The organism is Streptomyces sp. NPDC057280, assembly GCF_042668605.1.
In the GTDB taxonomy this organism is placed as follows: domain Bacteria; phylum Actinomycetota; class Actinomycetes; order Streptomycetales; family Streptomycetaceae; genus Streptomyces.
Genome location: NZ_JBHUYR010000001.1, coordinates 70,549 through 93,100 on the forward strand (window position 1 = coordinate 70,549; position 22,552 = coordinate 93,100).

A 22,552-nucleotide genomic window follows, 5' to 3' on the forward strand; every position below is an offset into this window, starting at 1 on the left:
TCATGTCGCTTCGGACACCGGGATCTGCCGCGGCTGGTGTGACTGTGCGCGATAGTTGGCCTTTGATCACGCTAGTTGACCCCCTGTGCGCAGAGGTGGCCCGCAGGCCCGACAAAGGAGCCCGACTACCCTGATCGAATGATCCATGAGGGGGACTTCCGAGTCGGTGACGTGCTGTCGGTTGCTTGCCCGTTCACGGTGACCAGGGTCGTGCAGGGGGTCACGTGGGATCACGTGTCGGTGCTATGGCCATGGTGGGAAATCGACACCGAGAACGAGTTCGCACGCTGGAACGGGGTCGTCGCCCTCGGCGTGAACAGCGTCGGGAGCTTCTCACCTGAGGTGGAGGCCGAGCTCTTTCGAACGGACCCCCCGCCCGAACAGCTGAAGGCGGGAGACGTCTGCCAGGTCGGCGTGCCGCCCACCGTCGTGCACGTGACGGACGTCGAACACCACGACCCCCCGCTGGAGACGGCCTGGCTGCCACATCCCACCCAGACCGTGACGGTGCTCCCTCGAGGTCTGTCCTATCGCGAGTTCCCGGACGAGAGCCATCTCGATGGCTCGGGGTACACCATCCACCCGGGTGATGGGATTCCCTTCACCTTCGAACTGCTGATGCGCCCATACGCATCCCTCCAGGCGGGCGACGAGGTCGCCGATGCCGTCGGCCGGGCATGGAGGTTCGGCGGGCCCTGGGACTGGACCGCCTTCGACGGGGAGCCGGCGGGCGCCGGCCCTGCATGGCCACTCGTCCTGCTCACCCGAGCAGGAACACCGTGTTCCGTCGAGGACGCCGAGGCGGTGGCTGCGAGTACGGCGAGAGGTTCACACCAGGAGACGATCCGAGACTGGATGGCACTCACCGAGGCCTCGCCCACACCCTGACCCGGCCGGAAGCCTGCGGCACCTCTGCCATGGCTGAGCAAGGACCCACCGACACCGCGCCAGGAAGGCGCACGGGGGCTGTGGCTTGGCCGGGGCAAGGGCGGCCCACGCCGATGGCCTGACCGCTGCGCGTCAGCGTCTGCGGCCGCCACGCGACCAGCCGCTGCCGATGCCCGCGAGGTGCAGAGCGAGCACGGCCAGCCCGAGGAGCATCACATTGGTCGAGCTGAAGGTGTCGTTGGTCGAGATGTCAGCCGCGTTGATCAAGAACGCGATGAAGAACAGGACGGCGGAAACGATGGCCAACATGGTGATGTCTCCTTCGGGTTGGGGTGCGTCACTCGTGTGCCGTGCGAATGCCCCTCAGTAGCCGAAACACTCAGCGGGGGACCCATCAGCTTTCGTCGCCCATGCGCGGCCAATGCCTCTGCCGCTGGACTGCGCGGCTTCGTCCGTCAATCGGAAGGGCGGAATGCTCTGCAGAGGGTGAGCAGCCAACCCGCGACGACGTTGCCCCTGCGGGCCCTGGCGGTCCAGGTGGGGCCGCCGGTTCACTTCGGCCGCCTCGTATCGCATACGACGACTTCGTGGATGGTGCGCGGGAGGTGAGGCCCGAGCCGGCTCGATGTCATGCGCCGATGGGGCTCGGACCACGGAAAACGGCGAGCGGGATCAGTGAGAGGATTGCGCGGGTGATGGCAAGAACCAATGACATCGAAACGGCGGCCGGCGTGCTGCGCGACGGGGGCCTTGTGGCCATCCCGACCGAGACCGTCTACGGCTTGGGCGCCAACGCCGAGGATCCCGCCGCCGTCGCGCGTATCTTCCACGTCAAGGGGCGGCCGCCGTCCCACCCGCTCATCGTCCACATCGGTGGTGCGGAGCAGCTGGCCGAATGGGTCGAGGAGGTACCGGCGACCGCACGCCTGCTGGCCGAGCACTTCTGGCCCGGGCCCCTGACGCTGGTCCTGCGGCGCGGCCGCCGGGTACCCCTCGAAGCCACCGGTGGCCTGGAGACGGTGGCCGTGCGCGTGCCCGACCACCCCGTCACACTCGCGCTGCTGTCGGCCTTCGGCGGCGGTGTGACAGCCCCGTCCGCCAACCGCTTCGGATCCGTCAGCCCGACCACGTCGGACCATGTCCGTGCCGAGCTCGGGGATGCCGTCGACTTCGTGCTGGACGGCGGCCCCTGTGAGGTCGGTGTCGAATCGACCATCGTCGACGTCACGGGCGAGACCCCGAGCATCCTTCGGCCCGGCGGGGTGTCACGCGAGGACCTCGAAGCGGTGCTGGGCCACCCGCTGGCGGTCCCCGCGACGAGCAGCGTCCGGGTGCCGGGCCAGCATCCGTCGCACTACGCCCCACGGGCGCGGGTCATCCTCGTCGAGCCCGAGAAGGTCATCGCCGACGCGCAGAGCGCGCAGGAGCACGGACACCAGGTCGGCGTCCTGCTCCCTGCCCCCTTCGCCGACGCTCCGGTGAAGGCGCACTCCGTTGTGGCCCTCCCTGAATCGATGGCCGCCTACGCGCGCGGGCTGTACGGGTTCCTGCGCGACCTCGATCAGCAAGGGTGCGATCTGATCATCGCGTCCTTGCCGCCGGAGGACGGCCTGGGGCTGGCGATCGCCAACCGGCTCCGCCGCGCCGCCGGCCCAAGGCCCTCCCCCGATGCCAGGCAGTGACGGGCAGATCTGCAGTGGCGACGGGGCATCGGCGGTGACGTCCGCGACGCGGGCTGTGGCCCGGGCTGCACGGTCATCCCGTTGCCCCCTTGCCCCGTTGTTCCGTAGTCCCGGGGATCCGGCTGCTGACGCCGCCCCGCCTCGGCAGAACGAGCAACGGGCGGCGCGCCTCACAGCCGAGCCTTACATCCACCTCGTGACTGACGTGCGACACCGTCTGTCACCGAGTCCGGGCAGCACGTGGTGATCGCCGGGCACGAAAATGTCGATGAGAACTGGCACCGGTCGTGCGGGCACTGACGCCTGGCGCTGCGAAGATCTCTGAAACGTCCACCCCAGTTCGGTTGATCCACCAGACTCGTCCCAACGGAGAAGGGACGGCAAGCGTGGCAAACAGCGCACTTCTGGTGATGGACGTCCAACGGGACGTCGTGGCCATCGCCGATGACGGTTCCGGATATCTGCCGCGCTTGCGAAGGGCGATCGACGGGGCCCGGGCCGCAGGTATCACCGTGATCTACGTGATGCTCGAGTTACGTCCGGGCGATCCAGAAGTCAGCCCCCGCAACAAGGTGATGACGAACGCCGTGCGGGCCGGCCTGTTCACCGAGGGGGCCCCTGGCACGGAGATCCATGACGACGTCGCGCCCCAGCAGGGCGACGTCGTGATCACCAAGCGGCGAGGCAGCGCGTTCTCGGGCAGCGACCTCGACTTGGTGCTCAGGGCTCGCGGTATCGACAGCCTTGTCCTCACCGGCATCGCCACCAGCGCTGTGGTGCTGTCCACCCTGTGGCACGCCATTGACCTGGACTTCGGCCTCACCGTCCTGGCGGATGCCTGCCTGGACACCGACCCCGAGGTGCACCGGATGCTCACCGAAAGACTGTTCCCGCAGTGGGCAGATGTCCTTACGGTCGAACACTGGGTCAAAGCCATCGCGCAGCAATAGCGAAGGCCGCCCGGGCGTCGAGGCGTATCGCCCCGCAAGGGCCCTACAGGCACCCGCGACGGGGCCGCGGACGTGGTTCTACGAGGGCAGGCTGCTCGACCGGACGCACATGCCCGGCGTCCGGTCAGCATCGGATTTCGGGGATCCACCGGAGTGCCAGGTTCAACGGATCACAAACGTCACCATGCTCTGAGCGGGCAGCGCGCCGGTGAAGGAGCCGTTCGACACGCCGGCCGTGCCCTGGGACGCCACATTCCTGCTCGCGTCGGTCAGCCAGGAAGCGACACTGGAACCGGCGCCGTTCACGATGGTGAACTGCTGGCTGACCGCGGCCGTCCCCTTGTTCACCGCCACGACGACCGTGGAGCCACCACCCCGATACGCCGAGACGTAGACGTTCGCCGCGGGGTTCGCCGTCGCGCTGATCCGCACATACCCCGGCCGCACGAACCGGGCGAAGTGCGCCATGGCGGCGCCGCGCTTGCTCATCCTGCCGTCCTCGCGCATAGGGCCGTAGCTGCGCCGGATGTACCACCAGATGTAGGCCTGGAACTCGGCGTCCACCATGGCCCGGTGGATGTGCTCCCCCACATCGAGAGCCTGCGGCCAAAGATCCGCCGAATCCGAGCTGTTGGGGTAGTACACCTCCGTCATCCAGAGCTCTTTGCCCGCGCCCTTCTGCTTGAAGAGGGGGTAGGGGAAGTTGCCGAACGACGTGCCGTACAGGTGGGCTCCGATCACGTCCACGTTGGCGAGCGCCACGGGATCGTTGAGGATCGGGTCCGACATGTTCTTCAGGTACTGGAAGGACTCCGGCGCGATGACCCTGGTACCGATCGTGCCGGCGTTCTCCCTGAGGAACCGGACCATCTCGGCCGGGGTCCACCACGTCCAGTCATGGGCGTAATCGGGCTCGTTCTGCACCGAAATGCCGTACAGATTCACTCCGTTGTTGCGGAGGTAGGTGTTGAAGTCGTTCAGGTGCTGGGCGTATGCGCCGTACATGCTGTACCTGAGACGACGTGCGTCGGTCTGCGTGCCGCGGACGAAGGTCTCCACCATGGAGGCGGGCGGGTTCCAAGGTGACGCGATGACGGCGGCCCCGAGTTGCACCGCGCGCTTCGCCGTCGCCAGGTCGGGGCTCCAGGCCGCCCGGTCCTCGGGCACCGGGATCCGTAACAGGGTGAATCCCAACTGCCCGTCACCAGTCCCGAATGCCATGTCCCGCTGAGCCGCGGTGAGGTCGCCGATCCACGCGGCGTGAGCCATACCGCCGAAGCCCCGGATCGTCTGCCGCGTCGCCGACGGGTCGATGACCGCTGCGGCGGCGGCCGTCGCGGACCCGGCGTCGGAGGCCCTCGCGAACGGCGCCGTGGCGGCGAGGAGGGGCAGGGCACCCATCGACGCCACGACGGCCCTCCGGCTCGCTGACCTTCGCCCTTCGACGGGCTCCTTCCGACTCTGCGCCATGTCTCCTCCTCGTGACTGCAGCGCGCACTCCGGCACCTTCTCGGCTGCGCCCCCCCAACAGGCCGCACCGCATGGGAGCGCTCCCACTCCTATGAATGAGCACACTCGGGTTGTTTCAGCGGTACATGGTGTCGATCATCACGCAGGACCGTGCAGCGACCGACCGGGCGCCAACGCCGTTCGATATCATGAACGTTGTCCAAGTGGCAGACTCCACGAAGTTAGCGACGCCGGTCACCACGGTCAACCCACGCGGCGCAGCCGCCTCACTGAGGCCGTGCCCTGCGGGTGCGGCCAGTGCATGACCGCTCGACGGCCCTGCCGCTCAGTCCTCTTCGTCGTCCTCGAAAACGAAGTACACGCTCAGCACACAGGAGAACTCCTCGTCGGCGGGGGCGTTCTCCCAAGCCGTGTCGAGGACGCGGACGTCGTGCGCCGTGATCCATTCGGCGGCTTCGGCGAAGGGGTCGGCCATCCGCGAGCCGAAGAACATCTTCCGTGCCACGGGGTGTACTTGGGAATCGGCGTCGGAATCGTCGAAGTGGTCGGGAACCATCAGATGGAGATCGGGTTCACTTCTCACACGGGCACCTTCCGGCAGTCAGCCGCCTGTTCGCGGCGCTCACGGAGGGAGACCTCATGGTGGTCCGTCAGGTTGCTCCTCGCGCCCCGGACTTCCGTGCGCGCATCGGTGCACGAAAGTCCCGGGCAGTGAGGGGATGGTGTGCTGTCCGCTGCCGACGGATGCGTCCCAGCGGCCGCGGGCGCGCCCGCCCCGCCGTCCTGGCGTTCCTGCGCACCCGACTTGATCGGGCACAGGATGTCGGGTCGGGCATGGTGAGCCCTGCCTAGCGTGGTGGTCGTCAAGAGGAAGGGAGACGGGCGTGCTGGAGCGGCTCAACCAGGCGATGGAGCACATCGAGTGCCGTCTCGACCAGGACATCGAGGTGGCCGCACTCGCCCGCGTCGCGGCGACCTCGGAGTACCACCTGCGTCGGATGTTCTCGGCGCTCGCGGGCATGCCGCTGTCGGAATACATCCGGCGCCGTCGGCTGACCCTCGCGGGAGCCGATGTGCTCGCGAGTCGGGCAACGCTGCTGGAGATCGCGGTGCGCTACGGCTACGGCTCCGGCGAAGCGTTCGCTCGGGCGTTCCGGGCCATGCACGGCGTCGGCCCGAGCGAGGCCCGACGTACGGGCGCGGCGCTCAGCTCTCAGCCCCGGATGGCCTTCCGTCTCATCGTCGAAGGGAGCAGCAGCATGCGATATCGCGTTGTGGACAAGGCGGACTTCAGTGTCGTGGGCCTCAAGAAGCGTGTACCGCTGGTGCATGCGGGGCCGAACCAGGCGATCATCGACTTCGTGCGCGGCATCGACCCGCAGCGGGTGGAGCGTCTGAAGCAGTTGTCGGACCAGGAGCCGGAAGGGATCGTCGCCGTCTGCGACAATCTTGACCCCAGCCGTGCCGAGGGCACCGAGCTCGACTACTACCACGCGGTGATCACGTCCGCGGCTGCCCCGGAGGGCGCCACCGCCTTGGCCGTGCCGGCCGGCACCTGGGCGGTCTTCACCGCCTCTGGGCCGGCGCCGCAGGCGATTCAGGAGCTGTGGCGGGACGTCTTCACCGAGTGGTTCCCGTCGAACCCGTACCGCAGTCGCACCGGACCCGAGATCCTGCGCACCCGCCTGTCGCCCGGGACAAACGAGGCCGACGCCGAACTATGGCTGCCGGTGGAACCGGAATTCGGCTGACAAGAGGGCCAGGCCGGGGGCGGGCGAGAGCCGGCCTTCCGGCCGGCCGTGCGGTCACTTCACCGGGAACGACCCCACGACGCGTTCCGCATGGCCGTCTCCCGGCGGCCTCCGCTACCGCGACCGACTTGGCGGCAGCCATCCACGCGATCGTTCCCGCCGCCCAGTGAAGTGCGGGTACGTGCCCCAGCCGCGCCGGCCTGTCCGTGCCGCACGGTACGGTCCCTCATGATCGACGAAGGGAAGAGCGGATGACGATCCAGAGGCCGGGACTGCCGGAGAACCTTCCGGACCCCGAAGTGCTGTGGGCGCGATGGGCGCTCGTGGCCGTCGTGGCGGCCACCACCGAGGACGAGCGTGCGCGCCACCGTACCGGTACCTGGATCGACGACGAGGGACTGCACCTCGACGACAGTGGCTGCACCTGGTGGACGTTCTCCCGCTGGGGCGGTGGGCGGTACGTACTGTACGGCGAGGACGAATCCAGCGAATGCAAGTGGCACGAGCCGCCGGTCGACATGCTGGCGGGCGGCCCTGACTGGCTTCCCCACGAAGAACTGCGCGACCGTCTCGCGGGCAACGAGCTGGGCTGCGTGTACTGGTACGACAACGGCGCCTGGGCCCGCGCCCCCTACCCCGAGGGCCTCGAGGACGACGGTCTGGACTGCGGGATGAGCCGGTTCGTGGAGCGCGACGAGGCTCACAGGCTGCTGGACGAGTACGTCGGCTACGGCAGGCCCGCACGCGCACTCCTCATGGAGCACGCCGAGGCCCGCCGCCTGACCCCGGAACTGCTCGGACAACACGTCTCCTCGCTGGAGGGAGGCGCCCCGGACCTACCGGCGATGACCAGGGCACTGCGACGTGCGGGGTTGGACGCCTCGCTGTAGCGACGTAGCGGGAACTCGTTCGTGGAGTCGCCGGAGAAGAGTGCCCTCAGTCCTCGGCCTTGAGTCCGCTCCCCCGTGATGCTCGCGGCCCGTGCCCAGGTCGTCGCATGACTGCCGCTACAAGCCATGGGCCGAACTTGCCGCTGCCCTCACGTGGACGTGACGGCTGGAAGTCGACTGCTGATCTTCGAAGGGCCCTGCTGCTGTCAGCGGGCCTGTGCGCCATCGGCCTGAACCATTCCGCGTCAGGGCGACTCGGACACCGCAATCGGGGAACCGGGAGAACAGCCCGTGACACACGAGAGGCGCCGGAGGTGAGCGGCCCGGCCCTCGCAGCGCAGGAGAGGCGACGATGGCGCGCGAACACGACCTGCAACCGGCTGATCCGGATCCTGCACGACCCACTCCAGGCGACGGCGACTCCCGGCGTCGGCCGCTGCGAGAGCGGCACGTCGAGGAAACGGTCGAGGTCGGCGTGCCAGTGCGGACGGCGTACGACCAGTGGACGCAGTTCAAGACGTTCCCCCGGTTCACGACCGTGGTGCGCGGGGTCGAACAGGTCAGGCCGACCGTGACCGTGTGGACGCTCGGTTACGGCCCGCTGCGCCACCGCTTCGCCGTGGAGATCGTCGAGCAGGATCCCGATGCCTATCTGGCCTGGCGCGGCCTGGAGCAGCACCCCTCGCACCAGGGCGAAGTGGAGTTCCGGCCGACGCAAGGGGGCGGTACGGCCGTCACCGTCCGGATACTGCTGCGGCCACGGGGAGCCGCGAAGGCGCTCTCCGGCTCACCGCGCGCCACGCGGCTGATCGCCCGGCTCCTGCACCGCGAACTGCGGAACTTCAAGGGGTTCATCGAAGGCCTGGGACAGGCCGGCGGAGGCTGGCGGAGCACCATCCGCAACGGCCGGGTGCAGCACGACCACCCGGAACCGCCCCGCAGCCGCGTGGCTCACTGGCCCGTCGGCTGACCCGCGTACCAGAACCCGGCAAGAGAAAGGCGAACCCCATGCAGAACCCGCCCGCTGAGGAGACGGAAACCCCCCTTTCCGTGTCGCCACCGAAGAAGTGGGCGGCCGGAGTCCCGGCGGTCGTGCACGCGCTGGAGTACTCCCTGGAACAGACCTCCCCGCGCAAGACGGGCGTGGACCTGCTGGCCATGAACCAGGTCGGCGGCATCGACTGTCCCGGTTGTGCCTGGGCGGATCCGGCCCCCGGCCGGCGCCATCGCAACGAGTACTGCGAGAACGGTGCCAAACACATCAACGACGAGGCGACCAGGCGCCGTATCACCGCCGACTTCTTCCGGCAGCACAGCGTCTCCGATCTCGCCGGCCGCTCCGACATGTGGCTCAACCAGCAAGGGCGGCTCACCGAGCCGATGATCAAGCGCCCTGACTCCGACCACTACGAGCCGATCAGCTGGGACGACGCCCTGGGCGTGCTCGCCAAGGAACTCACCACGCTCGACTCCCCCGACGAGGCCGTCTTCTACACCTCGGGGCGCGCCAGCAACGAGGCCGCCTTCGTCCTGCAGCTCTTCGCCCGCGCATTCGGCACCAACAACCTACCCGACTGCAGCAACATGTGTCACGAGTCCAGCGGATTCGCCCTCAACGAGACACTGGGCACCGGCAAGGGCACGGTCGGTCTGGACGACCTCCACCACGCCGACCTGATCTTCCTGGTCGGGCAGAACCCGGGAAGCAACCATCCCCGCCAGCTCACCGCACTGGAGGCGGCCAAGCGCAACGGGGGCCGGATCGTCGCGGTCAATCCGCTGCCGGAGGCGGGGCTGCGGCGCTTCAAGAACCCGCAGAAGCCCCGGGGAGTCGTCGGCCGCGGCACCCAGATCGCCGACCGCTTCCTCCACATCAAGCCCGGCGGCGACCTCGCCCTGTTCCAGGCCCTCAACGGCCTGCTGCTGGAGGCCGAGGCCGCCCGCCCGGGAACCGTCCTGGACCACGACTTCATCGACGCCCACACCTCCGGCTTCGAAGAGTTCGCCCGGCACGCCCGCACCGTCGACTGGGACGACGTACGCGCAGCGACCGGACTGACCCGGCAGGAGATCGAGCAGGTCCGCGACGAGGTTCTGCGCAGCGAACGCGTCATCGTCTGCTGGGCGATGGGCATCACACAGCACAAGCACGGGGTGCCCACCATCCGGGAGATCGTCAACTTCCTGATGCTGCGCGGCAACCTCGGGCGGGCCGGCACCGGCGCCTGCCCGGTGCGCGGACACAGCAACGTCCAGGGCGACCGCACCATGGGCATCTGGGAGCAGATGCCCGACGCCTTCCTCGACGCGCTCCAGAAGGAGTTCGGCTTCGACCCTCCGCGTCCCCACGGGCTGGACTCGGTGAACTCGATCAAAGCGATGCGCGAGGGCCGGGTGAAGGTGTTCCTCGCACTGGCCGGGAACTTCGTACGGGCCGCCCCCGACAGCGCGGTCACCGAGGAGGCCATGCGTACATGCCGGCTGACCGCTCACATCTCCACCAAGCTGAACCGGTCGCACACCGTCTGCGGTGCCACGGCACTGATCCTGCCGACTCTCGGCCGTACCGAACGTGACCTGCAGGCCTCGGGTGAACAGTTCGTCACGGTGGAGAACTCCATGAGCCAGGTGCACACCTCCCAAGGGCGCCTGGAACCGGCCTCCCCTGTCCTGCTCAGCGAGGTCGCGATCCTGTGCCGACTGGCCAGGCGCACACTCGACGGCCGGGCGGACATCCCCTGGGACGAGTTCGAAGCGGACTACGGCACGATCCGCGAGCGCATCTCCCGCATCGTCCCGGGGTTCCACGACTTCAACGCGCGCGTCACGCGCCCGGGCGGCTTCCAGCTGCCCAACCCCGTGAACGAAGGCGTGTTCCGCACCGCGGTCGGCAAAGCCCTGTTCACCTGCAACGAACCGGTGGTGCCGCGCGCGCCCGCGGGCCATCTGCTGCTGCAGACCCTTCGCTCGCACGATCAGTGGAACACCGTCCCGTACACGCAGAACGACCGCTACCGCGGCATCCACGGCAGCCGCCACGTCGTACTCGTCAACCCCGACGACGTCCGCGGACTCGGTCTCACCGAAGGTGAGCAGGTCGACCTGGTCAGTGTCTGGGGGGACGGCACCGAGCGGCGCGCCGAGGGGTTCGCAGTGGTCCCCTATCCGACGGCCCGGGGCTCGGCCGCCGCCTACTACCCGGAGACGAACGTCCTGGTGCCGCTGGACAGCGTCGCCGACATCAGCAACCAGCCCACTTCCAAGGGCATCGTCGTGCGCCTCGAAACCCGCTCTCCCCGCACGACGCCCACATCCAGCTGAACCCGGAACGGTCATCACAGGGGCCGCCCCGTTCGGGCGCTGCGCGCACGGGGCGGCATGACCGCGATCCACCAGCAGCAGGCGCAGGAAGGAAAGCCGCTCGTCATCGTGGCCGACACGTCACCCAGCGCGCGGCGCGTCGCCTCCGGTCTCCACATGGTCGTCAGCGCGTTGGCCCTCGCCGTGACCACGGAGCCCGTGCCCCCGGCCTTCTCCTCCGGTACCTCCTTGTGCCGGTTCCTGTGTCGACTGACGCTTTGGAAGTGAATCTCCTTTAGGCTCGCTTCGCCATATATGACCTTGGATCAGCGGAGGGCAGGACGGCGGGAATCAACCGTGAGCGGCTCATCAGAACGCTGACGTTCTGGCTGCGTCCTTCGTTTGTGCTGCGTGTCATCGGCCGGTTCCAGAAGATCGCGGGTTTCGACCGCTCGATGGCTCTGGCCTCCGGTGCGCTCACTGCGCTCATCCCGCTGGCGGTGCTGAGCGGTACCGTCTTCGGCGGTGAGGCCGCGGACCGGATCATCAACCGCTACGGGCTCACCGGCGAAGGCGCTGAGGCCGTACGGGCGGTGTTCTCTGCCGAAGCAGCAAGTGCCGGCGTCGGTGTCTTCGGGACGGTGTTTCTGGCGATCTCGGTGCTGAGCTTTTCCCGGACCATGCAGCGGTTGATCGAGCAGACCTGGGAACTGAAACCTCTCGGCGTGCGCAACACGCGCAACGGCCTGTGGTGGATCTGCGCGCTCAGCTTCTACACCGCGGTGATCGGGTGGCTCTACGTGGTCTTGGACGGAGGGCGCCTGGGACTGGCTGCCGCACTGTGCGAAGTCCCGGTCACCACCGTCTTCTTCACCTACAGCGGCCGGATCCTCTCCGCGAAGCGGCTCGCCGCTGCGACCCTGCTCCCGTTCGCCATCTGCGCGGCTGCCTTGACCTCGGCCTATTCGGTGCTCGCGACCGTCTACCTGCCGCGCCTGTTCAACTCCTACGCCTCGCGCTACGGCGCGGCCGGTTCGGTCTTCGGGATGGCGTCGGTCCTCTTCGGCGCCATGCTCGCCCTCGTCCTGTCAGCGGCGCTGGGGCGGGAGGTACGAGATGAACTCGTCCGGATCCGGCAGGGAAGGCGTCCCTCCCAGGACGAGGTCCGCCGCCAGTGGGACAGCATCGTCGAGCAGACCCGGTCACGCTGGCACTCCGTGCGCGGACAATCCCCGCCACATCAGTCCGAGGACTCCCACCGGAGCTGAGGCCGCTCGCCGGAGGTGACCCATCCAACGACACGTATCTGAAGCGGTGTCACATCGCTTCCGGACATCCGAGCGCCGTGGACCACTGGCCGACACCGTCACGCGTCCGATGCGTTGGGGGCCGCCTGGGTTGGGGCAGTGCCCTGAGCACGGTAGTGCCGCAGAAGGCGCCGAAAGCGCCGATAATCGGCGACTCCGCCCAGCACGTACACGAGGTTGCGCAATATCGGGAGAAGGAGCGCGAGCATAGGAGCGTACGCGACCCACGCGAACCCGGCCCCCAATGCCACGGCGCAGAACAGGGCTACGCCCGAGGCAGTCTCCGTCGGGGCTCCGGTCAGCCACAGCAGGGACGCGAGCTCGGCGAGGAACAACAGCGTGATGATCGCCACGGCGGACAGGACGTACAACACCATGCTCAGACCTGTCCGTGCGCCCATATTCGTCGCCCGCATCTGCTCTGCAATGTCTTCCACCTGCTGTGCAGAGGGATCACCGCCGTCGCGGAACATCGCACGGATCAGGGTGATGGGGCCCGTGAGGGTTTCGTACAGCTCACGCACCCGTTGCCGACGGTTGTTGATCTCGACCACTGCCACCAGCAGGATCACCGGTGCCACTGCGGCGACGGTGGCGGCGTAGGTTTCTGTCATCTTCACCGCGACAGTCTGCCCTCACCTCACCCCTTCGTGTCACAGGACCACCGCCGTGCCTCCCGGCCGGCTCCAGCTCGTCGCACAGCAGCGGCCAGCGCACCGGCGGCTCGGCGGAGGAGCACGTCACCCAGGACTCAGCCCCACAGGACTCAGCCCCGTCCGCGCCCGTCATCGAGGACGATGCCGACGCCGAGACCGCGACGCTGCAGAGCTATGACCGCAACTGGACGGTGTGCAGCCAGGAGCCTCAGGCCGGCACGTACGCCACGGACACACCGGTGACCTTGTACGCGGTCAAGGACGACGAGAGCTGCAGATTGTCCCCCACCGACTGGCGCGGCCCCCGTAACACGATCGCGATCTGCGAAAACACGCGCATGCCGCACACGGCGCGGTGACCAAACGCACCGCCAAAGCGTGTCGCTTCGTCCGACCGTCCGACCACCTGGCGCGCGATCACCTTCGTCAGCCGCCCGGCCGGCTCGGTCGCGAGCACGTCCGGGCACCGACCGCAGCAGGGGCCGACGTCAGCCCGTCACACGTACCCCGAACTGGAACGATCCGATCGTGCTCATCGACTCGTAGCGCACGTAGGCACCCGGGTAGGGGGCGTGCAGCACCTGGTTGTTGCCCGCGTAGAGGCCGACGTGCTCGGTGTTGTTGAAGAAGACCAGGTCACCGGGCTTGAGCGCACTCATCCCGATCCGGGCTCCGTCGTTGACCTGCGTGTAGGTGACGCGGGATATGTGCACGCCGGCCTGCGCGTACGCCCACTGCGTCAGACCGGAGCAGTCGTAAGAGTTGGGGCCGGTGCCGCCGCGCGCGTACGGCTTGCCGATCTGGGAAGCGGCGGCGTTCAGGGCTGCCGCGCCGAAGGGAGAGGCGGCGGCCTCGTTGCCGAGGTCGACGCGCTGGGCCGCCGTGCGGCTGGCACGCGCCTCGGTGTCGGCGATCTCCTGACGCTCGGCGGCGGTCAGGGAGTTGAGCAGCTTCTGCGCCTTGCTGAGCTTGCCCTGGATCTCCTTCTTCTTCTCGCCCAGCTCGGTGCGGGTGGCGGCGAGATCCTTGAGCTTCTCCGTCGCCTCGGCACGCTGCTGGGCCAGTTCACGCTGTTTCGTCTGCACCTTCTTCAGCGACTCCAGTTGCTGCGCGGACAGCGACTCGAGCGTGGAGGCCTTGTCGAGGTAGTCGTCCGGGTCGGCGGAGAGCAGCAGTTGGACCGAGGGGTCGATGCCGCCGGAGCGGTACTGGGCGCTCGCCATCGTTCCCAGCCCCGTGCGCAGTTCGTTGAGCTCGTCCTGCTCGCGGGCGACCTTGTCCTGGATGAGGCCGATCTCCTTCTGCAGTTTCTCCTGCTTCTCCTTGGCCCCGTCGTACTGGTTGGTGGCTCGCTCCGCCTCCTCGTAGAGCTTGTCGACCTGAGACTTCACCTCGCTCTTGGTCGGCTTGGGGGCCGCGTTGGCGGCCTGCGAGGTGAGAGCCACGGCAGCGGCCGCAGTGGCGGTGAGCACACTCACGCGGGTGCGGCTCTGCGGCTTGGGTCGGCGGTGAAGCGCCACGAAGACGAACTCCTTCTTCCTTCACCGCCCACAGGACAGCCGCGTGGACGGCGCCCTCCACGGCCGCCCACGTCGTGCGAGCGATCATCCGTGCGAGGGTTTCGAGATCTCACTGTAGTGATCTTCTTGTAATCATTTCAAAGTTTGAATCGAACAACTTCGGCCAAGTTCTTCACTCTTGGCGTACGCATCGTTCACACCGGCGCGGCGTGGCAGCAGAGGGCTGTGGCGTCGGCACGCCGTTCCCGACGGGCAGCCGCCGGGAACGGGCGTGACGGTCAGAAGTCGTCGGCGCCGTTGCGGAGTTCGGGGGTCCAGTAACCGACCAGGGCCTTTGCCGGATCGGCCGCGATGCCGCCCGGTCCGGGCGCGGTGACGGCGATGACCGTCGAGTCCCCCTCCAGCATCACCGAGAACGCCGACACGGGTTCGTTGTCCTCGTCGGTTCCGCCGTCCGAGACCTTGAGCAGGGCGTAGGCCGGGGCTCCCGCGGACAGCACGACCGGGGCAGCGGGCTTGCTCTTGGCCACGGCCTGGACGTCCTGCTTGTGGCTCTCCAGGAGCTGGACGTGCGGGAAGCCGGCCAGGCGGCAGGAGTGCCCCGAGGTGTTCTTCGCGGTGAGGACGAGGTGCGTGTACGGCGGGCCGTCCTGCCTGGCCGCGGTGACGGTGACGTCGGCGGCGGCGCACGTCGGCGTGGAGGTGCTCGCCTGCCGGCCGGTCGAACCGTCGGAGGTGCCGGAGTCGGCCGGTCCCGAGGTCTTGCCCGACCCGGTCGCCCCGGCCGGGTCCGCGGTCGCGGACGGTGCGGACGCGCCTGCCGTTACCGTCGCGGTGGCCGAAGTGGGCGGCGTGGCCGCCGCGTTGTCGTCCTCACCGCCCTGGCAGGCGGTGAGCGAAAGGGCCAGTGCCGTGCCGGCGACGGCCAACATCGTGGAGCGGGCGAAGACAGCGGTCATGATGGGGTTCCCCCGGTGCAGTGGTACAGAGCCACCGGCCTGTTGCCGGTGGCCGGAACGATCGGTCGGTTACGACGCGTGCGGCAGTCCGCCCGCGCCCTGACACGGGCCCGAGCGGACTTGCCACTCCGACCGCCCTGACACCAGCCCGGGCGGACTTGCGACGCCGCTCGCGTCGGGCCTCAGTCGATCACCGCGAAACCGTCGCCACCAGGCGGTTCTCCCGGCAGAAGTACCGTCCGTCATACTTCTGCCGGGGGCTCGCACAGGCAGAGCCGGACGATCGGGGATCTCAACGGTGCGCGGTGCCATGCCGGCCGGCGACGAATTCAGGCAGCGACTGCGACACTTGCGGACCCGTGCCGGACTCAGCCAGGAGGCGCTCTCCGAGGCGGCCGGGGTCAGCGTCAGGGCCCTGGCCGACATGGAACGCGGGCGCACGCTCGGCCCGCAGCGCCGCACGGTCCAGGCACTCGCCCAGGCACTGGAACTGGACGACGACGAGGCGGCGGATCTGGAGAAGTCCGCCGCACTGGGGCGACCACGTCCTCGCGCCGCCGCCGCTCCCGCCGGGCCGAACACGCTGGCCCTGCCGCGCGACATCCGGGACTTCACCGCACGGGGCCCGGCCCTCGCGCGGCTGCTGGAGCTGGCAGCAACCCTCGACGAAGGAGAAGAGGGCGGCGACGAGCCCGCACAACCGACGGCCGTCTCCCCGGTTTCCGTGATCACCGGTCAACCCGGGCTGGGCAAAACGGCCTTCGCCGTCCACGCCGCGCATCGCCTCGCCCCGCGTTTCCCCGACGGGCAGTTCGCCCTGGACCTGCGCGGCATGGACGCAGAGCCGACACCGCCCAGGGACGCGCTGGCCCGCCTCCTCACCGCGTCGGGCATCACCGACGCCGCGATACCCAACGGCCTCGACGAGCGCGCCGCCCTGTGGCGGTCACTGCTGGGTGAGCGCCGGGTGCTCCTGCTGCTCGACAACGCCGTCGACGAGGACCAGGTCCTCCCCCTGCTGCCCGGTTCCGGGCCGTCACTGACCCTGGTCACCAGCCGCAACTCCCTGGCGGGCCTGGACTCCGTCCACCGCACCGATCTGGCACTGCTGCGTCGCGAGGAGGCCGTGGAACTCCTGACCCGTATCCTCGGCCCGGAACGCGTCCTGGCCGAGGCCCAGGCGGCCCGTGACCTGGCGGACCTGTGCGGGCACCTGCCGCTGGCGGTCCGCATCGCCGGGCAGCGCCTCCTGAGCCGGCCGCACGAACGCCTCACCAAACTCGTCACCCGCCTGGCCGCCGAAGGACGCCGCCTCGACGGGCTCCAGGCCGGCAGCCTGCAGGTGCGTGCCGCGTTCGCCCTCTCCTACCGTCAACTCCCGCCCGTGACACAGACCTTCCTGCGGCGCGCCGCACTGGCCGCAGGCCCTGACTTCAGCCCTGAAACCGGTGCCCTGCTGGCCGGCCTCTCCTTCGACACGGCAGTCGACTGCGCCGAGGAGCTCACCGACGCCGGATTGCTCCAGAGCGACGCCGTCGCCGAGCGGTACCGCTTCCACGATCTTCTCAGGCTCTACGCCCTCGAACAGGCCGAGTCGGAGGACGGCCCCGACATCCGCGACGCCGCCCTGGACCGTACGGCGCGCTGGATGCTCCAGCGGGCCACCGCCGCCGCGCTCCACTACGAGGTCCACCAGGAGCGGACCCCGCCCACCCAGGACCCCGATCCCGACACGGCACCGGTCGGCAAGAGCGAGGCACGGGCGTGGCTGGAGGCCGAGCGGGCGCAGTGGCTGGCCGCGCTGCACCGGACACACCGGTCCGGCCGGCACCAGGAGGTCCTCGATGCCGCGCAGGCCATGCACTGGTTCTCCGACACGACTCAGCACTGGGAGCGGTGGGTGGAGGTGTTCACCTGCGCCACCGACTCAGCACGCGCCCTGGGCGACCGCCGGCAAGAAGCGGTCCACCTCAACTATCTCGCCTGGGCCCACAACCTCTGCGCGCACAACCCGCAGGCCGCCCTGACCGCGGCCGACGCCGCTCTGGAGGCCGCCCGTGAGTGCGGGGACGCGCTTCAGGAGGGCTGGGCGCTCGGCTACAGCGCAGGTGCCCTGCACCGGCAGGGCAGGGCCGAGGACGCGCACGACCGGCTGCGGGAGTCGGCCCGCTGCCTCGCGGCGCTGGACGCCCCCGAGGCCCGGCCGGCCGAGCTGACCATCCTCAACACCCTGGGCAACCTGCTGCGGCACACCGGCCGGGCGGCCGAGGCGCTGGAGATCCACCGCCGCAGCGAGCGGATCTGCCGGACGGGGTTTCCCGGCCGCACGGACGAATTGGTGAGCCTGTATCACGCGGTCGCCCGGCAGCAGATCGGCAACGATCTGGTGGCCCTGGAGCGCTGGCACCAGGCCGAAGCGCCACTGCGCCGCGCACTGGCCGACTTCGAGGCGGCACACATGCCCATCTGGGCCGAGCAGGCCCGCCTGGACCTGGGGCGTGCGCTCAGTGGCCTCAGGCACCCCGAGGCCCGCCAGACGCTGCTCACCGCCCGGGACGCTCTCGCGGCGCTGAACAGTCCGCTCCACGTCGAGGCCACGGCGGCACTTGCTGCCCTCGACACCCCCGACGGCGCCTCCACCGCGGGCTGAGCCCGAAAGGCCACGAGGCGGCCTTGGCGCCTGGCACCTGCCATGCCGTGCCGTCGTTGCGGTTCCCGGCGAGTGGCCGACGGCCCACGACCACCCAGGGGGGTGTCGGCGTTGATGACGACCTGGTGGTTGGTGGAATACGGGTAGTTCTTCGACTGCTCGGCGAAGGCGCGGTCCGTGTCGGGACCAGGGTGCCGTCCACGATGAGCACAGTGTCCCCGGCGCACTGCTTGCGCACGTGGAGAGCGAGCACGGCCCGAGGTGGTCGATGATCCGGTCCGCCGTCGACTTCGACAGCCGAACAGCTCGGCAAGCTGCCGTCTGCTCGCGCTTGCTTGCAGCATCGTTTGTTTCAGGTGCCTCCGCGCGGTCAGGACCGCACAACCTGGTATGTCAGGTGAGTGACGCCGGGCGAATGGATCACGCGGGTGGGTTCGAGAGCAAGGTCGGGTGAGACATCGTCGAAGAGCCGGACTCCCTTGCCCAGCACGATGGGCGCCAGGTGGAGCTGGAGTTCGTCGAGCAGGCCGGCGGCGAGGTACTGGCGCACGGTGTGGGCGCCGCCCGAGATCTGCACGTCCTTGCCGGCTGCGGCCTCGTGGGCCTGAGCCAGGGCGGATTCGACGCCTTCGGTGACGAAGGTGAAGGTGGTGCCGCCCTGCCGGACCCAGGGTTCCCGGGGCGTGCTGGTCAGGACGAAGACCGGGGCACGGAACGGCGGCGGGTCGGGCCATCCCCGCTCGCCCTCGTCGAACATGCGGCGCCCCATGACGTACGCCCCGGCTCGGTCGAAGTTCTCGCGCACGATCTCGTCGTCCGCGTTGCTCTGGCCGCCCGCCATGCTCTGGCGTTCCCGCCAGGACTCGACGTCCTCCACCCATGCGTGGATGCGGAGCCCGCCGTTCCCGAGCGGGTTGTCGGGGCCTGCTTCCGGGCCCGCGATGAAGCCGTCCAGGGACATGCCCAGGCTGGCGAAGACCTTGCTCACGCCGTCTCCCCGGTGGTGAAGAAGTCGATCAGGGCCGGGGCGAGGACGTGCGGGTCGACGCTGTGGTCCTGGCCGTCGAGCGTGCGGTGCAGACCTGGCAGGGCACGGGCGCCGTTGCGGATCCAGCTGTCGCTCGCGCCGCCGTCCAGCACGAGGAGCCGGTCAGCCAGGGAGGTCCATCGCCCGATCGGCAGCGGGCGCCCGGACATGGTGTCACCCATGATCGCGCCGTCGTACGGAAGAGTGTGGGCGACGGCCTCCATGTCCGCCCAGAACGGCGCGTGACGCATCCCGGCCACCACGTCCGCCGGGACGCCGACAGCCCGGGTCAGGAAGTAGGACACCGCGTCGCCGCGCGAGCCGTCCTTCACGAGCGTGCTCAGGTGGGCAAGGTAGTCCGCGGGGAGGGGCGGGCGGCTGTCGTCGACGACGAAGGGCGGCTCGTACACCGACAGCCGGGAGATCGCGCTGCCCCGCGCCGCCGCCTCCAGCGCCAGGACGGCTCCCGAGGACATGCCGTGGACGAAAGCGGTTCCGCCGGCACGCCTGATCAGCGCGTCGAGGTCCTCGACCTCGCGCTGGACGTCGTAGGGGGCGGTGTCGCCGCTGTCGCCCCGGCCGCGGCGGTCGAAGGTGATGACGCTGAAGTGCCCGGCGAGCAGCTCGGGGAGTTCCCCGAAGTCTCCCCGCCGCTGAAAGGCACCGCCGACGAGCACCAGGGCCGGTCCCTGCCCGGTCAGTTCGTAGGCGATGGCAGTGCCGTCGTGCGAGAACACCTTGTCCATGGGTCTTCCTCCGCTCATATGCGCAGGTGAGGTCACCTGCCCCTTCGGAACTAGACGGTACAGTACCCATTCGGGTACTGGTCGGTCTAGTACTGTTCTCCTGGGGAGCGCCATGAAAGCTATGCAGGCGTGAAGCTGTGAGGGCCACGGAGGCGATGGAGACGATGGAGACGAACACGGCAGGGCGCTCGGCCCTCAAGCGGCAGGCGATCTTGGAAGCGGCCACCACGGTGTTTCTGAGCAAGGGGTACCCGGGCACGAGCATGGACGAGGTCGCCGCCCTGGCCTCGGTGTCCAAGCAGACCGTTTACAAGAACTTCACCGACAAGCAGCGGCTGTTCACCGAGATCATCCATGGCGGCCTCGACCGCATCGACGAACTCTTCAGCAACGTCACCGGTTCACTGGCCGACACGCAGGACCTGGAGAAGGACCTCACGGCACTCGCCCGGCAGTTCGTCACCATCCTCACTCAACCCCGCCTGCTCCAACTGCGAAGGCTGGTCATCGCCGAGGCCGACCGGTTCCCCGAACTCGGGCGCACGTACTACGAACGCGGCCCTGAGCGCGTCCACGCCCTGCTCGCCGAGAGCTTCGCACGGCTCGCCGACCGCAAGCTGCTGACTCTGCACGACCCGGTGCTCGCAGCCAACCACCTCACGTGGCTCATCACCTCGATCCCGGTCAACAAGGTCATGTTCTGCGGCTCTGGCGAACACTTCACCCGCGCCGAACTGGACCACTACGCCGACGAAGCCGTGCGAGTGTTCCTCGCCGCCTACCGCTGAGACGTTGAATCCGCCTGACACTCGGCAGGGTGAACGGCGTCGCCGAACGCCAACGCCTGCACGCGCCAGCACGTCATGCGGTGCATGAGGGAGATCAACCAGGTACACAGGGGCCTGCCGGGCCTGGCCGTGGTGGAGATCGCGGTCGCCGATGACACGACCGCCTTCGCCGTCCAGCAGCTGCTCGCCGCACCGTGCGCCATCGTGCCGGCGAACCGAACGACCCGCGAGCCCGGCCAGCCGGGTGAATCGTGAGTCGAGCTGCGCTGCTTCCTGGAAGGGTGCCCATCACGGCGGTCACGGTCCGGGGACTGGCGACTTCACCGACGACGTCCGCTACGTCGCGCACCACCTGCCGCTCACCGACGTCCACTCCCGTACCCAGCTCGCCGCCGAGGCCGCCGAGGCGGCAGCCCTCCAGGGCCGCTGCCAGGAACTGCACGACCTGCTGATCAGCCACCAGGGCGCCCCGCGCCCGACCGGCTACGCGGCCGAGGCGGGACTCGACACGTCCGCTTCGAACGGGACCTGCGTGCCCGCGCCGAAGCCCCGCAGCGACTGCGCCGACCTCGACTCGGGTGCCAGCACCCCCTCTTACAACGGCCGCCGTGGCCGCCGACCGCTGAACGCCGACCGCCCCGTCCGTCAGGCCGCGTCCGACGGAGCGGTCACGGCCGAGCGGGCCGGGGCCATCGCCCAGCGGATCGCCGCGGTCATAGCCGAGCCGAGCGGCCGCACGCACAGCCCGTCCACCACGGGCAGCCGGGGCAGCCGCAACTCGTCCGCGGCCCAGCCGGGCAGCGCCGACACCGCGTTCGCGGCCAGCACCCCGTACGGCAGCCGGGCGGCCAGCGGCACCGGCGGATTGAGCAGCAGGAAGCGGGCCGCGTCCCGAGCCGGCGCGGTGGAGCGCAGTTCCGGACGGTAGGCGTCGAGGCGACGCGCGAGTTGCTCCCGGGTGCGCGGCGGGTCGGGGACGCCGAGCGCCTCCGCGATGCGGGCCATGTCCTCGACGTAGCCGTCGCACTCCGCGGCCGTCAGCGCGTGCGCGCCGTAGCGCTGGTGGGCGCGCAGGAAGCTGTCGACCTCGGCGACGTGCACCCAGCACAGCAGGTGCGGGTCGGAGGCCCGGTAGGGCTCGCCTTCGGGGGTGACGCCCACGATCCGCTCGTGCACCGCCCGGACCTGCGCGCACGCGGTCTCCGCGTGCGCGGCCGTGCCGTAGGTCGTGGTCGCCAGGAAGGTGCTGGTGCGCTGGAGACGGCCCCAGGGGTCCCCCCGGAAGCCGGAGTGGGCGGCCACCGCCGCCATCGCCCGCGGGTGGAGGGACTGCAGGAGCAGGGCGGAGAGCCCGCCGATGAACATCGATGCGTCGCCGTGCACCCGCCGGACCGGCCGGTCCGGCGCGAACCAGCGAGGGCCGGGGGTCTGGTGGATCAGGGCCCGGTTGCGCGGGCCGTCGGGGCCGGCGACCCGGGCGAAGAGCCCGCCGCCCAGCCGTGCGCGGGCGCCCGCCCCGAGCGCCCTGAGCGGGTCGAGTGCCCTCAGCGGGCCGGACGGCCCGGACGTGCCGTCGCGTTTCGTGGTCGCCGTGGCTCCTCCTGGTGCCGGGGCGCACCGGGGTGCGCCGGACGAGACCGTACATCTCCAGCTTCCCTCGTCGTCCGCCTCGCGGATGCAAGAACCGCGACCTGGGATCCGCTCACGGGCAGGCGCAGCCGAAGCGGGCCTTCGCCCGCGAACCCGATCGAGTCCGCCTTCGCCACGGTCCGGCTGCAAACCAAGGTCACCTGCGGCGCCGGTTCCCGCACCGCCGCCTTGGCCATGGTCATCAAACTCCTCGAATCCGCCCAGCAGCGGTCGCCGGCGGTGAACGCGCCCCACCACATCGCCCTCGTCCGGGCCGGAGCCCGCTTCGAACCCGGTCGGCTCGTCGAACGCCCGTCGGCAGTCGCGGCAGCGTGCGCA

The 22,552-nt window shown here is 69.5% G+C and carries 22 protein-coding genes and 2 pseudogenes; 13 read left to right on the forward strand and 11 right to left on the reverse strand.

Annotated features, from left to right (window positions below; genetic code table 11):
- Positions 1-240 precede the first annotated feature (240 nt).
- The gene (locus ACFUO4_RS00315; RefSeq protein WP_383478035.1) at positions 241-888 is read left to right on the forward strand and encodes a hypothetical protein; all 648 of its coding nucleotides are present in this window, start codon (positions 241-243) and stop codon (positions 886-888) included.
- 132 nt (positions 889-1,020) lie between these two features.
- Here the strand turns inward: ACFUO4_RS00315 and ACFUO4_RS00320 are convergent, their stop codons facing one another.
- Positions 1,021-1,197: a hypothetical protein gene (locus ACFUO4_RS00320; RefSeq protein WP_128111923.1), complete on the reverse strand. Its 177-nt coding sequence runs from the start codon at positions 1,195-1,197 to the stop codon at positions 1,021-1,023.
- Between the two features lie 386 nt (positions 1,198-1,583).
- Here ACFUO4_RS00320 and ACFUO4_RS00325 point away from each other — a divergent pair, with 386 nt between their 5' ends.
- Positions 1,584-2,570 (forward strand): L-threonylcarbamoyladenylate synthase, encoded by a 987-nt coding sequence (locus ACFUO4_RS00325; protein ID WP_383478039.1) that lies wholly within the window; start codon positions 1,584-1,586, stop codon positions 2,568-2,570.
- Between the two features lie 386 nt (positions 2,571-2,956).
- Positions 2,957-3,520 carry a cysteine hydrolase family protein gene (locus ACFUO4_RS00330; RefSeq protein WP_383478042.1) on the forward strand — a complete coding sequence of 188 codons (564 nt, stop codon included), beginning with the start codon at positions 2,957-2,959 and terminating at the stop codon, positions 3,518-3,520.
- Positions 3,521-3,682: 162 nt separating this feature from the next.
- Here ACFUO4_RS00330 and ACFUO4_RS00335 read toward each other — a convergent pair whose 3' ends face one another.
- Together ACFUO4_RS00335 and ACFUO4_RS00340 are read right to left on the reverse strand one after the other, a co-directional pair.
- Complete coding sequence (locus ACFUO4_RS00335) at positions 3,683-4,990, reverse strand: glucuronoxylanase (RefSeq protein WP_383478045.1); 1,308 nt, start codon at positions 4,988-4,990, stop codon at positions 3,683-3,685.
- Between the two features lie 325 nt (positions 4,991-5,315).
- Positions 5,316-5,573: a hypothetical protein gene (locus tag ACFUO4_RS00340; protein WP_383478048.1), complete on the reverse strand. Its 258-nt coding sequence runs from the start codon at positions 5,571-5,573 to the stop codon at positions 5,316-5,318.
- A gap of 301 nt (positions 5,574-5,874) precedes the next feature.
- Here ACFUO4_RS00340 and ACFUO4_RS00345 point away from each other — a divergent pair, with 301 nt between their 5' ends.
- The 6 genes from ACFUO4_RS00345 (at position 5,875) to ACFUO4_RS00370 (ending at position 12,199) form a co-directional block, all read left to right on the forward strand.
- Positions 5,875-6,741 (forward strand): GyrI-like domain-containing protein, encoded by an 867-nt coding sequence (locus tag ACFUO4_RS00345; RefSeq protein WP_383478051.1) that lies wholly within the window; start codon positions 5,875-5,877, stop codon positions 6,739-6,741.
- A gap of 251 nt (positions 6,742-6,992) precedes the next feature.
- Positions 6,993-7,631 (forward strand): hypothetical protein, encoded by a 639-nt coding sequence (locus ACFUO4_RS00350; protein ID WP_383478054.1) that lies wholly within the window; start codon positions 6,993-6,995, stop codon positions 7,629-7,631.
- 352 nt (positions 7,632-7,983) lie between these two features.
- A complete protein-coding gene (locus ACFUO4_RS00355) occupies positions 7,984-8,601 on the forward strand; it encodes an SRPBCC family protein (protein WP_383478057.1) in 618 nt (205 codons plus the stop codon).
- 38 nt (positions 8,602-8,639) lie between these two features.
- Complete coding sequence (locus ACFUO4_RS00360; protein WP_383478060.1) at positions 8,640-10,952, forward strand: FdhF/YdeP family oxidoreductase; 2,313 nt, start codon at positions 8,640-8,642, stop codon at positions 10,950-10,952.
- Between the two features lie 57 nt (positions 10,953-11,009).
- Positions 11,010-11,219 carry a hypothetical protein gene (locus ACFUO4_RS00365; RefSeq protein ID WP_383478063.1) on the forward strand — a complete coding sequence of 70 codons (210 nt, stop codon included), beginning with the start codon at positions 11,010-11,012 and terminating at the stop codon, positions 11,217-11,219.
- A gap of 116 nt (positions 11,220-11,335) precedes the next feature.
- Positions 11,336-12,199 carry a hypothetical protein gene (locus ACFUO4_RS00370; RefSeq protein ID WP_383478065.1) on the forward strand — a complete coding sequence of 288 codons (864 nt, stop codon included), beginning with the start codon at positions 11,336-11,338 and terminating at the stop codon, positions 12,197-12,199.
- Positions 12,200-12,297: 98 nt separating this feature from the next.
- Here ACFUO4_RS00370 and ACFUO4_RS00375 read toward each other — a convergent pair whose 3' ends face one another.
- The 4 genes from ACFUO4_RS00375 to ACFUO4_RS00390 form a co-directional block, all read right to left on the reverse strand.
- Positions 12,298-12,858, reverse strand: a complete 561-nt coding sequence (locus tag ACFUO4_RS00375) for a hypothetical protein (RefSeq protein WP_179143234.1) — start codon at positions 12,856-12,858, stop codon at positions 12,298-12,300.
- A 244-nt stretch (positions 12,859-13,102) separates the two neighbouring features.
- A complete protein-coding gene (locus ACFUO4_RS00380) occupies positions 13,103-13,351 on the reverse strand; it encodes a hypothetical protein (protein ID WP_383478068.1) in 249 nt (82 codons plus the stop codon).
- 31 nt (positions 13,352-13,382) lie between these two features.
- Positions 13,383-14,414: an NlpC/P60 family protein gene (locus ACFUO4_RS00385; RefSeq protein ID WP_383478071.1), complete on the reverse strand. Its 1,032-nt coding sequence runs from the start codon at positions 14,412-14,414 to the stop codon at positions 13,383-13,385.
- Between the two features lie 278 nt (positions 14,415-14,692).
- Complete coding sequence (locus ACFUO4_RS00390) at positions 14,693-15,373, reverse strand: DUF4232 domain-containing protein (protein WP_383478074.1); 681 nt, start codon at positions 15,371-15,373, stop codon at positions 14,693-14,695.
- A gap of 310 nt (positions 15,374-15,683) precedes the next feature.
- On the opposite strand from ACFUO4_RS00390, the gene ACFUO4_RS00395 reads away from it, so the two are divergent.
- Positions 15,684-18,023, forward strand: coding sequence for an ATP-binding protein (locus ACFUO4_RS00395; protein ID WP_383478077.1), 2,340 nt, complete (start codon positions 15,684-15,686; stop codon positions 18,021-18,023).
- 16 nt (positions 18,024-18,039) lie between these two features.
- Here the strand turns inward: ACFUO4_RS00395 and ACFUO4_RS00400 are convergent.
- The 3 genes and pseudogenes from ACFUO4_RS00400 to ACFUO4_RS00410 all read right to left on the reverse strand — a co-directional run.
- Positions 18,040-18,346 (reverse strand): annotated as a pseudogene (locus tag ACFUO4_RS00400) (IS5/IS1182 family transposase); the annotation flags it as partial.
- A gap of 47 nt (positions 18,347-18,393) precedes the next feature.
- On the reverse strand, positions 18,394-19,011 hold the full coding sequence (locus tag ACFUO4_RS00405) for a dihydrofolate reductase family protein (protein ID WP_383478080.1): 618 nt from the start codon (positions 19,009-19,011) through the stop codon (positions 18,394-18,396).
- A complete protein-coding gene (locus tag ACFUO4_RS00410) occupies positions 19,008-19,796 on the reverse strand; it encodes an alpha/beta fold hydrolase (protein ID WP_079305781.1) in 789 nt (262 codons plus the stop codon). Before ACFUO4_RS00410 ends, ACFUO4_RS00405 begins: the two co-directional genes overlap by 4 nt.
- 137 nt (positions 19,797-19,933) lie before the next feature.
- Here ACFUO4_RS00410 and ACFUO4_RS00415 point away from each other — a divergent pair, with 137 nt between their 5' ends.
- Positions 19,934-20,584: a TetR/AcrR family transcriptional regulator gene (locus tag ACFUO4_RS00415; RefSeq protein WP_383478083.1), complete on the forward strand. Its 651-nt coding sequence runs from the start codon at positions 19,934-19,936 to the stop codon at positions 20,582-20,584.
- 84 nt (positions 20,585-20,668) lie between these two features.
- A complete protein-coding gene (locus ACFUO4_RS00420) occupies positions 20,669-20,839 on the forward strand; it encodes a DUF6207 family protein (RefSeq protein ID WP_179143232.1) in 171 nt (56 codons plus the stop codon).
- 390 nt (positions 20,840-21,229) lie between these two features.
- Here the strand turns inward: ACFUO4_RS00420 and ACFUO4_RS00425 are convergent, their stop codons facing one another.
- Positions 21,230-22,081, reverse strand: coding sequence for an oxygenase MpaB family protein (locus ACFUO4_RS00425; RefSeq protein ID WP_383482181.1), 852 nt, complete (start codon positions 22,079-22,081; stop codon positions 21,230-21,232).
- Between the two features lie 243 nt (positions 22,082-22,324).
- Between ACFUO4_RS00425 and ACFUO4_RS00430 the strand changes: the two are divergent.
- Positions 22,325-22,540: pseudogene (locus ACFUO4_RS00430) on the forward strand (IS256 family transposase); the annotation flags it as partial.
- Between the last annotated feature and the right edge of the window lie 12 nt (positions 22,541-22,552).

Coding starts and splice junctions, on each gene's coding strand:
- ACFUO4_RS00390 (WP_383478074.1), bottom strand. CDS start 15,373: ATGACCGCTGTCTTCGCCCGCTCCACGATGTTGGCCGTCGCCGGCACG.
- ACFUO4_RS00395 (WP_383478077.1), top strand. CDS start 15,684: ATGCCGGCCGGCGACGAATTCAGGCAGCGACTGCGACACTTGCGGACC.
- ACFUO4_RS00320 (WP_128111923.1), bottom strand. CDS start 1,197: ATGTTGGCCATCGTTTCCGCCGTCCTGTTCTTCATCGCGTTCTTGATC.
- ACFUO4_RS00360 (WP_383478060.1), top strand. CDS start 8,640: ATGCAGAACCCGCCCGCTGAGGAGACGGAAACCCCCCTTTCCGTGTCG.
- ACFUO4_RS00365 (WP_383478063.1), top strand. CDS start 11,010: ATGACCGCGATCCACCAGCAGCAGGCGCAGGAAGGAAAGCCGCTCGTC.
- ACFUO4_RS00355 (WP_383478057.1), top strand. CDS start 7,984: ATGGCGCGCGAACACGACCTGCAACCGGCTGATCCGGATCCTGCACGA.
- ACFUO4_RS00350 (WP_383478054.1), top strand. CDS start 6,993: ATGACGATCCAGAGGCCGGGACTGCCGGAGAACCTTCCGGACCCCGAA.
- ACFUO4_RS00410 (WP_079305781.1), bottom strand. CDS start 19,796: ATGGACAAGGTGTTCTCGCACGACGGCACTGCCATCGCCTACGAACTG.
- ACFUO4_RS00325 (WP_383478039.1), top strand. CDS start 1,584: ATGGCAAGAACCAATGACATCGAAACGGCGGCCGGCGTGCTGCGCGAC.
- ACFUO4_RS00420 (WP_179143232.1), top strand. CDS start 20,669: ATGAGGGAGATCAACCAGGTACACAGGGGCCTGCCGGGCCTGGCCGTG.
- ACFUO4_RS00335 (WP_383478045.1), bottom strand. CDS start 4,990: ATGGCGCAGAGTCGGAAGGAGCCCGTCGAAGGGCGAAGGTCAGCGAGC.